9 protein-coding genes are annotated in these 12,635 nt (G+C 75.0%); 5 read left to right on the forward strand and 4 right to left on the reverse strand.

Annotated elements, in window-relative coordinates:
• Positions 1 to 47: 47 nt before the first annotated feature.
• Positions 48 to 800 carry a GntR family transcriptional regulator gene (locus D1J60_RS05875; protein WP_125820402.1) on the reverse strand — a complete coding sequence of 251 codons (753 nt, stop codon included), beginning with the start codon at positions 798 to 800 and terminating at the stop codon, positions 48 to 50.
• Between the two features lie 334 nt (positions 801 to 1,134).
• Between D1J60_RS05875 and D1J60_RS05880 the strand changes: the two genes are divergently transcribed.
• From D1J60_RS05880 to D1J60_RS05895, 4 genes are all read left to right on the forward strand, one after another.
• Positions 1,135 to 2,013 carry an alpha/beta fold hydrolase gene (locus D1J60_RS05880; protein WP_125820403.1) on the forward strand — a complete coding sequence of 293 codons (879 nt, stop codon included), beginning with the start codon at positions 1,135 to 1,137 and terminating at the stop codon, positions 2,011 to 2,013.
• A 108-nt stretch (positions 2,014 to 2,121) separates the two neighbouring features.
• Complete coding sequence (locus D1J60_RS05885; RefSeq protein ID WP_125823891.1) at positions 2,122 to 3,711, forward strand: alkaline phosphatase D family protein; 1,590 nt, start codon at positions 2,122 to 2,124, stop codon at positions 3,709 to 3,711.
• Between the two features lie 210 nt (positions 3,712 to 3,921).
• Entirely contained in the window at positions 3,922 to 5,346 is a 1,425-nt protein-coding gene (locus D1J60_RS05890) for a GNAT family N-acetyltransferase (protein ID WP_125820404.1), read from the forward strand.
• A 97-nt stretch (positions 5,347 to 5,443) separates the two neighbouring features.
• A complete protein-coding gene (locus D1J60_RS05895; protein WP_125820405.1) occupies positions 5,444 to 7,153 on the forward strand; it encodes a DUF885 domain-containing protein in 1,710 nt (569 codons plus the stop codon).
• Positions 7,154 to 7,219: 66 nt separating this feature from the next.
• Here D1J60_RS05895 and D1J60_RS05900 read toward each other — a convergent pair whose 3' ends face one another.
• A complete protein-coding gene (locus tag D1J60_RS05900) occupies positions 7,220 to 7,735 on the reverse strand; it encodes a rhodanese-like domain-containing protein (RefSeq protein ID WP_125596774.1) in 516 nt (171 codons plus the stop codon).
• 94 nt (positions 7,736 to 7,829) lie between these two features.
• On the opposite strand from D1J60_RS05900, the gene D1J60_RS05905 reads away from it, so the two are divergent.
• Complete coding sequence (locus tag D1J60_RS05905; protein ID WP_007262840.1) at positions 7,830 to 8,276, forward strand: Lrp/AsnC family transcriptional regulator; 447 nt, start codon at positions 7,830 to 7,832, stop codon at positions 8,274 to 8,276.
• Here D1J60_RS05905 and D1J60_RS05910 read toward each other — a convergent pair.
• Together D1J60_RS05910 and D1J60_RS05915 are read right to left on the reverse strand one after the other, a co-directional pair.
• Complete coding sequence (locus D1J60_RS05910) at positions 8,266 to 11,277, reverse strand: SMC family ATPase (protein WP_125820406.1); 3,012 nt, start codon at positions 11,275 to 11,277, stop codon at positions 8,266 to 8,268. The genes D1J60_RS05905 and D1J60_RS05910 overlap by 11 nt on opposite strands.
• The gene (locus D1J60_RS05915) at positions 11,274 to 12,440 is read right to left on the reverse strand and encodes an exonuclease SbcCD subunit D (protein ID WP_125820407.1); all 1,167 of its coding nucleotides are present in this window, start codon (positions 12,438 to 12,440) and stop codon (positions 11,274 to 11,276) included. Before D1J60_RS05915 ends, D1J60_RS05910 begins: the two co-directional genes overlap by 4 nt.
• Between the last annotated feature and the right edge of the window lie 195 nt (positions 12,441 to 12,635).

The following is a 12,635-nucleotide window of genomic DNA, read 5'->3' on the forward strand; positions in this document are numbered from 1 at the left end:
GGAAGACCCCGGGGCCGCGGGGCTCCCGGGGTCCGTGTGCGGGTCGGTCAGGAGGCGGCGCGGGTCTCGGTGATCTCCACGCCCGAGTCGCCGAAGGTGAGGCGGCAGGTGTCGGCGCGGTACGTGGCCACCGAGACGGCGGCGGTGCCGGCGGCGGTGAAGTAGCGGGTGGTCACCAGGAGCACGGGCGCGCCGGGCAGCCGGTCCAGCTCCTTGGCGTCGTCGGCCCGGGCGGAGCCGAGCTCGACCGAGCGGTCCTGCCCCTCCAGCGGGAGCCGCTGGAGTTCGCGCATGACGGCGCGGGCCCGGGCGGGGCCGGCGGGGGCGTCGATGGCGGAGAGCCCGGGCACGGAGGCGGCGGGCACGTACAGCAGCTCGGCGGCGACGGCCTGGCCCTGCGTGACGCGGGTCCGGCGCACGGTGTGCACGGGCTCGTCGGCGGCGGTCCCGAGGACCCCGAGGACGGCGGTGGCGGGGACGGCCTCGACCGCGTCGACGGCCTCCCAGCCGTCGGCGCCCTCGCCGGGCCAGCCCTGCTGCGCGCTGGCGACGGCGACGCCCACGCGCGGCGGGGCCACGGTGGTGCCGACGCCGCGGCGGCGCTGCAGGCGGCCTTCGAGTTCGAGCTGTTCCAGGGCTTGGCGCAGGGTGGCGCGGGCGACTCCGAAGCGCGCGGCGAGCTCGCGCTCGTTCGGCAGGACCTCGCCGACCGCGAAGTCCTGGTCCAGCGCGTCGCTGAGCACGGTCTTCAGGTGCCAGTACTTCGGCTCCGGCACCGATTCGAGCTGCGTCGTCCCCACCCTGACTCCTCCTGCGGTCACCGCTGTCACCGTGGCCGGCGACGCCGTGTTCCAGCGGCGTTTTCGCGCCGCAGTTCCGCGCCCTTGTTTATTAAAGGTTCCTGCACTATCCGCGACGATAGGACGGCACACCCCCTTGGTCAAGACCAATCCTCGCCGCTTTGCCGGGCAGATCGGACATATGCAGCAACCCGTTCACAGGATGTTCTCGCTCGGCACCCGCACGTCGCGCGGACTTCGCAAAGGCTTGTAGCCGGACGCTACTCGGCGGTAATCATGGACGCAGTCGTTACTGACGGCCTGTCTCATACGCGTCCACCCGACGAGGAGCAGCATGACCGCCACGGTCTCGTTCACGATCGATTCGCCGCTGGGCCCCCGCACCGCCACCGTCGCCTACGAGCGCAAGGGCGCCGGCGAACCGCTTCTCCTGCTGCACGGCATCGGCCACCACCTCCAGGCCTGGCATCCGGTGACCCAGGTCCTGGCCGCCGACCACGACGTCATCGCCGTCGACCTGCCCGGCTTCGGCGCCTCCGGCCCCCTGCCCGCAGGCGTCCCGTACGACCTCGCCACCATCACCCCGGCCCTCGGCGCGCTCTGCGCGGCGCTCGGCGTCGAGCGCCCGCACGTCGCGGGCAACTCCCTGGGCGGGCTGCTCGCCCTGGACATGGGGCGCACCGGTCTCGCCCGCTCGGTCACCGCCCTCTCCCCCGCCGGGTTCTGGTCGGAGCCCGAGCGGCGCTACGCGTTCACGGCGCTGCGCGCCATGCGCGCCGGGGCCAGGGCGCTGCCCCTGCCGGCCGTGGACCGGCTCTCGCGCAGCGGACCGGGCCGCGCCGCCCTCACCGGCAGCATCTACGCCCGCCCCGCCCACCGCGCCCCGGAGGCCGTGGTGGCCGAGACCCTCGCCCTGCGCGGGGCCACCGGCTTCGAGGAGACCCTGGCGGCGGGCGGCTCCGTACGCTTCACCCACGACGTGCCCGGCATCCCCGTCACGATCGCCTGGGGCACCCGGGACCGGCTGCTGCCGCGCCGCCAGGGCGTGCGGGCCAAGCACACCGTCCCCGGGGCGCGGCTGGTCCGGCTCCCGGGCTGCGGCCACGTGCCGATGAACGACGACCCGGCACTGGTGGCGCGCGTCGTCCTGGACACGGCCCGGGCGTCGCGGCGGGACGACAGGGGCGAGGGCGTGCCGCACACCACCGGCTGACGGCTGTTCACCCACGGTTCGCGCGGGCGACGCGGTCGGTCCCGTGTGCGAGGGCACACTGGTCCGGCCCGCCCCCGCCGGCCCCTGGAGACGCAAGCCATGGCACCGATGCCGCACACCCGCCGGACCCTGCTCGGCGGTTCCCTCGCCGTCCCGCTGGGCCTGGCCCTGTCCACCGCGCTGGCCTCGCCCGCCCTGGCCTCGCCCCGACGGGCCGCCGCCTTCGTCCGCTCCGGCCGCCCGGCGGCGCTGTGGGGCACCCAGTCGGGCGAGGTCACCTCCCACTCGGCCGCCGTCTGGACCCGTTCCGACCGTCCCGCCCGGATGTACGTGGAGACCTCCCCGAGCGAGTCGTTCCGCTACGGCGTCCGCCGCCACGGCGGCCCCTTCCTCGGCCCCGCCACCGACCACACCGGCACCACGACCCTGCGGGACCTGCCGCCCGGCCGGCGCGTCCACTACCGGGTCGTGCTCACCGACCCCGACGACCCCCGCCGCTCCGGCGATCCGGTGCACGGCAGCTTCCGCACCACTCCCGTCTCCCGCAGCCACGACGTGCGCTTCCTGTGGTCCGGGGACCTGGCGGGCCAGGGCTGGGGCATCAACCCGGAGCTGGGCGGTTACCGCGTCTTCGACGAGATGCGGCTGCGCGACCCCGACTTCTTCCTCTTCAGCGGGGACACGATCTACGCGGACGGGCCGATCAAGGCCGCCGTGCCGCTGCCCGACGGGCGCGTCTGGCACAACGTGACCACGGAGGAGAAGTCCAAGGTCGCGGAGACGCTGGACGAGTTCCGCGGGAACTTCCGGTACAACCTGCTGGACCGCAACCTGCGCGACTTCTACGCCCAGGTCCCCGTGGTCGCCCAGTGGGACGACCACGAGGTGCGCAACAACTGGTACCCCGGGCAGCTGCTCGACGACCCCCGCTACACCGTCAAGGACGTCGACACCCTCGCCGCCCGCGCCCGCCAGGCCTTCGGCGAGTACTTCCCGGTCACGGACCTGCGCGGCGGGCGCACCGAGGGGCGGATGTACCGGGTGCTGCGGCACGGCCCGCTGCTGGACGTGTTCGTGCTGGACATGCGTACGTACCGCAACGCCAACTCCCCCGGCCGCCAGAGCGAGGACCGGGTCGGCATCCTCGGCGCCGAACAGCTGGCCTGGCTCAAGCGGGAGCTCTCCCGCTCCCGCGCCACCTGGAAGGTGATCGCCGCGGACATGCCGCTCGGCATCGTCGTCCCCGACGGCGCGGCGGACTTCGAGGCGGTGGCCCAGTCGGACCCGGGGGCGCCGCTGGGGCGCGAGCTCCAGATCGCCGAACTCCTGCGGCACATCAAGCACCAGCACATCACGGGCACCCTCTGGCTGACCGCCGACGTCCACTACACCGCCGCCAACCACTACGCGCCCGAGCGCGCGGCCTTCTGCGACTTCGCGCCGTTCTGGGAGTTCGTGTCCGGGCCGATCGGCGCCGGCGGCTTCCCCGCGGGGCGGCTCGACGCGACCTTCGGCCCCAAGACGGAGTTCGTCCAGTCGGCGCCGGTCGCCAACATGTCCCCGGCGGAGAACCCCCCGTACTACGGCGAGGTCGAGATCGACGGCGGCAGCGGGGAGCTGACCGTCCGGTTGCGCCGCCAGGGGGGCGGCGTACTCTTCACCCGGGTCCTCCAGCCGGGCCGCGTCGGACAGTCGTGACCACCACCCGGTGACCGGCCGGCGGCTCCCGGCGACTCGTCGGGGCCCGGTCCGGGCCTGAGTCGGGCCCAGTCGGGGCCCAGTCGCCCACCGGCCGGTCGCCAGGGGAAATCCACTGGAAAACCAGGCGAAACCGACCAGATCGACGCTTAACCAGTCGGTCACAGATCGTTCGTGATCACGCAACACCGCTGAGCCAGAGTGGGGTGCATGACTGACCGTAACCCCGCCTCCGCCGCCCAGCGCCCCCACCGCCACCACTGGCGCCGGGACCTCGTCGAACTCGCCGCCCTGTTCTGCGCCGTCGCGGTCGCCGACGGCATCGCCAACCTCGTCGCGCACGGCCCGGACGGCCCCGTCCTGCTGGTCGCCTCGGCCGTCGCGCTCCTGGTCACCGCGGCCTTCCACACCTGGTGGGCACGCCGGCACAGCCATGCGCCGCCCCCGCCGGCGAAGGCCCCCTCCGATACCGTCACCCCCGCCGCGGGGACCGCGCCCGCCAACCCGGCCCTCTGGCGGATGCGGACGACCGTGCGCGACGAGCCCGGCAGCCTCGCCGCGCTGTGCACCGCGCTCGCCCGCGAGGGCGTCGACATCCTGACCCTGCAGACGCACCCCCTCCCCGAGGGCGGCACGGTCGACGAGTTCCTGCTGCGCAGCCCGCGCGAACTGGCGGCCGCCGACCTGACCCGCGCCGTCGCCCAGGCCGGCGGCCGCAGCACCTGGATCGAGCGCGCCGACGCCCATGACCTGGTGGACGCCCCCACCCGGGTCCTGGGCCTGGCCACCCGCACCGCCCTGGACGCCGCCGAACTCCCGCTCGCGCTGCGCCAGCTGCTCGGCCGCTGCACCATCCAGTCGATCCCCGCCACCACCCTCTCCGGCCGCCCCAACACGGGCGCCGACGCCCCCGTCGAGGGCGTCCTGGAGTCCACGGTGATGCGGCTGCGCGACCCCTCGGGCGGTGCGATCACCGTCGAGCGGCCCCACCTGCCCTTCACCCCGACGGAGTTCGCCCGCGCCCGCGCCCTCGTCGAGCTCGACGCGCGCCTCGGGCACCGGATGCCGCGGAGCCAGGACGTGCTGACGCTGCCCGAGGGCAACGAGATCACCGTGCGCCGTGCCGACGGCTCCGACCTGGCGGCCGCCCGCGCCATGCACGAGCGGTGCAGCGAGCGCACCCTGGGCCTGCGCTACCACGGCCCGGTCGCCGACGCCGACCGCTACCTCGGCCACCTGCTCAGCCCCCGCTTCGGCCGCACCCTCACCGCCACCACCGCCTCCGGCAGGCTCGTCGCCCTCGGCCACCTGCTGTGGGACGGCGACGAGACCGAGGTGGCCCTGCTCATCGAGGACGACTGGCAGCGCCGCGGCATCGGTTCGCAGCTGCTGCGCCGGCTCATCGCCATGGCCGTCGAGGCCGGGTGCGACAGCGTGTACGCCGTCACGCAGGCCTCCAACACCGGGATGGTCGCGGCCATGCGCGGCCTCGGCCTGCCCCTCGACTACCAGATCGAGGAGGGCACCCTGGTGATCACCGCCCGCCTCGACGCGACCCCGGTCGTCTCGCGCCTGCCGTACGAACTGCCCCGCGCGCAGGCCCCGTACGGGAACCGGCAGCACCCCGGGCGCTGACCGCGGGCCCCGCACCGCCGGCCGCTCAGCCCGCCCGTCAGGAGGCTGAGCGGCCATGGTGATGACGAAGTCACCCCCCGCGTAAGAAGATGTGCGCATGCCAGACACCCTCCAGACCGACAGCGCAGCGCGTCTGCCCCGCCAGGTCGCCGACGCCTACGTCGACGACCTCATCGCACTCGACCCGATCCAGGGCACCTACCTCGGCGTGGCCGCCAGCTCCGGCCGACTGCCCGACTACTCCCCCGCCGGCCGCGCCGCGGTCGGCGAACTGCTGCGCACCACCCTCGCCCGGCTGGACGCCGCCGAGCGCCTGCCCGGTGCCGGCACGGACGCCGAGCGCCGCTGCGCCCGGCTGCTGCGCGAGCGGCTGAACGCCGAACTCGCGGTGCACGAGGCCGACGAGGACCTGCGGGCCGTCAGCAACATCCACTCCCCCGCGCACTCCGTCCGCGAGGTGTTCACGCTCACCCCCGCCGACACGGAGGAGGAGTGGTCCGCGATCGCCGAGCGGCTGCGCGCCGTACCGGCCTGCTTCGCCGGCTACCGCGAGAGCCTCGCCCTCGGCCTGGAACGCGGACTGCTCGGCAGCCCGCGCCCCGCCGCCACCTTCGTCGAGCAGCTCACCACCTGGGCCGGCCAGGACGGCGACGGCTCCCGCGACTTCTTCGGCGAGTTCGCCTCCGCCGGGCCCGAGTCCCTGCGCGCGGAACTGGACGGGGCGGCGGCCGCCGCGACGGCCGCCGTAGCCGAACTGCGCGACTGGATGCGCGACGTGTACGCCCCGGCCGTCGCCGACGCGCCCGACCCGGTGGGCCGCGAGCGCTACGCCCGCTGGTCGCGCTACTTCAACGGCACGGACCTGGACCTGGACGAGGCGTACGCCTACGGCTGGGCCGAGTACCACCGGCTGCTCGCGGAGATGAAGGCCGAGGCGGCCAAGATCCTGCCCGGCGAGCCGAACCCGTGGGACGCGCTGCGCCACCTGGACGAGCACGGCACCCACATCGAGGGCGTCGACGAGGTCCGCGCGTGGCTGCAGGGGCTGATGGACGAGGCCATCGAGAACCTCGACGGCACCCACTTCGAACTCGCCGAGCGGGTCAAGCGGGTCGAGTCGATGATCGCGCCGCCCGGCGGCGCCGCGGCCCCGTACTACACCAACCCCTCCGAGGACTTCTCCCGGCCGGGCCGCACCTGGCTGCCGACGATGGGCCAGACCCGCTTCCCGGTGTACGACCTGGTCTCCACCTGGTACCACGAGGGCGTTCCGGGCCACCACCTGCAGCTCGCCCAGTGGACGCACGTCGCCGACCAGCTCTCCCGCTACCAGGCGACCGTGGGGCTCGTCAGCGCCAACGCCGAGGGCTGGGCGCTGTACGCGGAGCGCCTGATGGACGAGCTCGGCTACCTCAAGGACGCCGAGCAGCGGCTGGGTTACCTGGACTGCCAGATGATGCGCGCCACGCGCGTGATCGTGGACATCGGCATGCACCTGGGCCTGGAGATCCCGGCCGACTCGCCGTTCCACCCGGGCGAGCGCTGGACCGTCGGCCTGGCGCAGGAGTTCTTCGGTCTGCACAGCGGCCGCCCGGCGGACTTCGTGGAGAGCGAGCTGACCCGCTACCTGTCGATGCCCGGCCAGGCCATCGGGTACAAGCTGGGCGAGCGCGCCTGGCTGCTGGGGCGGGAGAACGCCCGTGCCGCGCACGGTGACTCCTTCGACCTGAAGAAGTGGCACATGGCGGCACTGTCGCAGGGGTCGCTGGGCCTGGACGACCTGCTGGACGAGCTGTCGCGGCTCTGACCGCATGACGCAGGGCCGCCCGCTCCCCCGTGGGGGGGGCGGGCGGCCCCGGGCCGTCGCGCGGGTTCAGCAGCCGCAGTCGTCCGAGTCGGTGGGCGCGGTCAGCGGGTCGGCCTCGGTGCGCTGCTGGGTACCCTGCCAGGTCTCGACCTCGAAGCCCTCGCGGATCCAGTACTCGATGCCGCCGAGCATCTCCTTGACCTGGAAGCCCAGTTCGGCCAGGGCGAGGGCGGAGCGGGTGCCGCCGTTGCAGCCGGGGCCCCAGCAGTAGGTCACCACGGGGACGTCCTTGTCCAGGAGCTTCTCGGCCTGCTCGGGGATCAGCGCGGTGGGCAGGTGGATGGCGCCGGGCACGTGGGCCTGGTCCCAGGACGGCGTGGAGCGCGAGTCGATCAGCTGGAAGCCGAGGTCGGCGCCCTGCTCGCGGTGGGCCTTGAACGCGGCGGCGACGTCCGACACGTCGGCGTGGAAGGCCAGGCTGGCGGCGAAGTAGGCGGCCGCGGCGGCCGGGCTCGCCGGGGGGACCCGGAGCACGGGGTTGACGGTGGCGGGGGTGCTGGTCTGGTTCTGCGTCGTCGTCATGGCTCAGAATCTACGAGCAGTCGATCAAGGCGAGAAGTGGATTTCCCCGGGCTTTCCCTTGAACCTCCGGGGATTCCCCTGCTAGACCTCCCGCATGACCGGTTATTCCCCCGACGCCACCGACTGGCGGATCCTCGCGGCGCTCCAGCAGGACGGCCGCGCCAGCTTCACCGAACTCGCCCGCACCGTCTCGATGTCCGCGAGCGCCGTCACCGAGCGGGTCCGCCGCCTGGAGGAGGCCGGGATCATCACCGGCTACACGGCGGTGGTGGACCACGAGAAGCTGGGCAAGGCGATCCTGGCCCTGGTGCGGCTGCGCTATCCGCACGGCAACTACAAGCCGTTCCACGACTTCCTGGAGGCCACCTCCGAGATCCTGGAGGCCCACCACGTCACCGGGGACGACTGCTTCGTCCTCAAGGTGGCCGCCCGTTCGATGGCCCACCTGGAGGAGGTCACGGGCCGGATCGCCGGGCTGGGCCCGGTGACCACCAGCGTCGTGTACTCCTCCCCGCTCGCCCGTCGCCCGCTCAGTCCGTGATGCCCGCCGTGCGGTGGCGCACCACGGAGCCGCCGCGCTGCTTGACGATCTCCAGCTGCGCCTGGACCCGGGTGCGCAGGTCGCCGACATGGCTGACGATGCCGACGCTGCGGTCCCGCTCGCGCAGCGAGTCCAGTACGTCGAGCACCTCGTCCAGCGCCTGGTCGTCGAGGCTGCCGAAGCCCTCGTCGATGAAGAGGGTGTCCAGGCGCATGCCGCCGGCCTCGTCGGTGACCACGTCGGCCAGGCCCAGGGCGAGGGCGAGGGAGGCGAAGAAGGTCTCGCCGCCCGAGAGGGTGGCGGTGTCCCGCTCGCTGCCGGTCCACGCGTCCAGCACGTGCAGCCCGAGGCCGGAGCGGCCGCGTCCGCCGGACCGGGCGTCGGAGTGGACGAGGGTGTAGCGGCCGCCGGACATCCGCAGCAGCCGTACGGTCGCGGCGGCGGCGACCTGCTCCAGCCGCGCCGCCAGCACGTACGCCTCCAGGCGCATCTTGCGCTCGTTGTCGGCGGAGGTGCCCGCGGTGAGCCCGGCCAGCCGGGCCACCCGCTCGTACGCCTCGCGCAGCGGGCCCAGGGCGCGCAGCTCCTGCTCCGCCTGGCGCGAGAGCCGGTCCAGCTCGGCGCACCGCACCCGGGCGGCGTCCACGGCCGAGGCGGCGGAGCGCAGCCGTGCGGCGGCCCGCTCCTCGGCGGCCGCGGCGGCGGCCGGATCGGCGGGGGGCAGGGCTGCCGCGGCGGTGGTGTCCCGCTCGGCGTGCCGGTCGGCCAGCATCGCCTCCTCGGCCTGCCAGGCGTCGAGGCGGTGCTGGAGGGCGGTGCGCTCGTACTCGGGGAGCACGGCGTCGGCGGCCTGCTCGGTGGTGTCGAACCCGGCCTTGTAGGCGGCGGCGGCGAGCTGGTCGTCGGCCTCCTTCAGCCGGGCGGCGGTGGTCTCGGCCCGGCGCAGCGCGGCGGCGGCCGTGGTGACCATCCGGATCCGGTCCTCCAGGGTGCGGGCGCGGGCGGCGACGCTGGGCGAGTCGGCGCGGACGAGGACCAGTTCGGCTTCGAGGGAGGCCTGCTCCTCGTCGAGGGCCTCGCGCCGGGAGGCCCGGGCGGCGGCCCGGCGCTCGGCGTCGAGCCGCTCGGAGCTGCGCGCCTGGTGCTCCCGTTCGGCGCGGGCGAGCCGTTCGCGGGCGGTGTGGAGCGCGGCGGCGTCCGCGTGGGCGGCGGCGTGGCGGGCACTCAGCTCGGCGGTGAGGTCGAGGAGTTCGGCGGTGGTGGCGTCCCCGGCGGCGGAGGCGGCCTCGGCCTCGGCCTCCCGGACGGCGGCGAGCCGGCGCTCGACGGCGGCCCTGCGCTCCTCGGCCTGCTCGAAGCGGGCGTGGGCGGCGTCCTCGGCGGCGCGGTCGACGTGCCCTGGGGCGGGGCGGGCCGGGGCGGGGTGCTCGGCGGACCCGCACACCGTGCAGGGCTCCCCGGGGGTCAGCGCGGCGGCCAGCTCGGCGGCGATGCCGCGCAGCCGGGCCTCCTTCAGCTCCAGCCAGCTCTCCCGGGCGGCGGACGACTCCTCGCGCGCCCGCAGCAGTTCGCCCGCGGCGGCTTCGGCGTCGGCGGCGAGGGTGTCGCGCCGCCGGGCGGCGGTGAGCTGCATCCGGGCGGGCTCCAGCCGCCCCGCGAGCTGCTCGGCGAGGGTGAGGGCCTGCTGCGCGCAGTCGACCTGCTCCTGGAGGGCGGCCCGGGTGGCCTCCCAGCGGGCGAGCCACTCGGCGGACTCCTGGTGGCGCTCGTCGGCGTCCCGGGACTCCCGCTCCAGCGTGGCCCGCTCCCGGCCGATCTCGGCGCTGCGCTGTTCGGCGCGCTGGGCGGCGCCGGCCGCGCCGAGGTCCTCGCGCAGGCGCTGCTCGACGGCGGCGAGCTGTTCGGTGCCGGCTCCGGCCAGGGCGGGGGGCAGCTCCGCGCGGGCCAGGGTCTCGGCGTGCGCGGCGGTGAGGTGTGCGGCGGCCGCGGCCCCGCGCAGTTCCAGGGCGGGGGCCACGAGGGCGCCCCGGCGGGCCCTGTCCAGCAGGGCCCGTACCCGCTCGCGCTCCGGGGCGGCCTGTGCCAGCAGCTCCGCCCGGCGGGCGGTCTCGGCGTGGCGGTGCTGGAGCCGGGCGAGTTCCCGCGCCTCCTCGGCGTCGCGGCGGGCCGCGGCGTGGCGTCCCTCGACGGCGGCGAGCGCGTACTCGGCGACGGTGAGCCGCTCCCGGGCGGAGCACCGGGCGACGGCGGCCCAGGCGCGGACGGCCTCGGCGAGGCCGGGGTCGCCGGGCTGGTGGCCGGGCAGCGGCCAGGCCCGCAGGTCGGCGCAGTGTCCGGCGGCCTGGGCGAGCCGCTGGGCGGCGGCGAGGACCTTCTCGTCGCCGGCCCGGACCTTGGCCTCGGCGGCGCGGCGCCGTTCGGCGAGCAGGGTCTCGACGGCGGCGAAGCGGCGGGTGTCGAAGAGCCGGCCGAGGAGCCGGCCGCGGGCTTCGGCGCCGGCCCGCAGGAACTGCGCGAACTCCCCCTGGGGGAGCAGGACGACCTGGCAGAACTGCTCCCGGCTCATGCCGAGGAGCTGTTCGACCTCCTCGCCGATCTCCTGGTGGGAGCGGCTGAGCGCGGTCCAGCCGTCGCCGGTGTGCTCGCGGAGCCAGGACTGGGCCTTGTCCTTGGTGGTGCCGGTGCCGCGCTTCTTGGGGCGGTCCTGTTCGGGGCGCCGGGTGATCTCCAGGCGGCGGCCGCCCGCGGTGAGCTCGAGGGTGACCTCGGTGGGGGTGTCGGGGGCGGCGTGGTCGCTGCGCAGGGTGGTGCCGGGGGCCTGGCGGGAGCCGGGGACGGATCCGTAGAGGGCGTAGCAGACGGCGTCGAGGACGGAGGTCTTACCGGCTCCGGTGGGGCCGTGCAGCAGGAAGATCCCGGCGCCGGAGAGGGCGTCGAAGTCGATGGTCTGGGGTTCGGCGAAGGGCCCGAAGGCGGTGATGTGGAGCCGGTGCAGCCTCATCGGCCGGCCTCCTGGCGGACGTCCTCGGCCCGTACGGCCTCGAAGGCGCCGCGCAGCACGGCCCGCTCGGCCTCGTCGGCGCTGCCGCCGCCGCGTACGTGGGCGACGAAGTCCTCGGCGATCTCCTGGTCGCTGCGGCCCTTGAGGCGCTGGGCGTAGGAGGCCGTGCCGTCCTCCTCGCGGCCTTCGGGGTCGAAGGCGAGGCTGAGGGTGTGCGGGAAGCGGCCGGCGAGGCGGGCCATGGGGTCCTCGGGGCGGGCGGGGTCGGTGAGGGTGGCCTCGATCCAGGCGTCCTCGTACGCGGTGTGCGCGGGGTCCTCCAGGAGGTCCTCCAGCCGTCCGCGCAGCCGGGCGAGGGGGCGGGGCACGGGGGTGTCGATCCGCTCGGCGGTGATCTCCCCGGCCGGGCCGAGGTCGATCAGCCACATGGTCTTGCGGTGGGCCGCCTCGGAGAAGGAGTAGGCGAGCGGGGAACCGGAGTAGCGGACCCGTTCGTTGATCGTCTGGCAGCCGTGGAGGTGGCCGAGGGCGGCGTAGTCGACGCCGTCGAAGACGGAGGCGGGTACGGCCTCGACGCCGCCGACGGCGATGTCGCGTTCGCTGTCGCTGGCCTGCCCGCCGGTGACGAAGGCGTGGGCGAGGACCACGGAGCGGGTGCCGGGGGCGCGGCCGGCCAGGTCGGCCCGGATCCGGTCCATGGCGGCGCCGAGCACGGCCTCGTGGCTGACCTTCTCGGCGGCGAAGGTGTCCTTGACCAGTGCCGGTTCGAGGTAGGGCAGCCCGTAGAAGGCCACGTCACCGTGTACGTCGGCCAGCACGACGGGGTCGGCGCAGCCGGCGGGGTCGGTCCTGAGGTGGATCCCGGCCCGGCCGATCAGGCCGGCGCCGACACCGAGGCGGCGGGCCGAGTCGTGGTTCCCGGAGATCATCACCGTCGGGACGCCGAGGTCGGCGAGCCGGTGCAGGGCCCGGTCGTAGAGCTCGACGGCGGGCAGCGGGGGCACGGCCCGGTCGTAGACGTCGCCGGCGACGAGGACGGCGTCGACCTCGTGCTCCCGGACGGCTTCGACGAGGTGGTCGACGAAGGCGGCCTGGGCTCCGAGCATGTTCACGCGGTGGAAGGACCGGCCGAGGTGCCAGTCGGAGGTGTGCAGGAACTTCACTCGACCGCTCCGACCCGCACGCTTGCTCTCCTCTGGTTCCGCACCGACCATCCAGGCTAACCCGTGCGCGGGCGCGTCCCGGCCGGACCGGGGAATCCGCCCTTCCGAGGGGGCGGAGGGGGCCGCGTGTTGCGGGGGCGTGGCGGCGATGCGAAACCTCCGTGGCCGAACTCCGTTGGCGGTTCCGGGCACTTG

This window comes from Streptomyces sp. W1SF4, assembly GCF_003950035.1.
In the GTDB taxonomy this organism is placed as follows: Bacteria; Actinomycetota; Actinomycetes; order Streptomycetales; family Streptomycetaceae; genus Streptomyces; species Streptomyces racemochromogenes.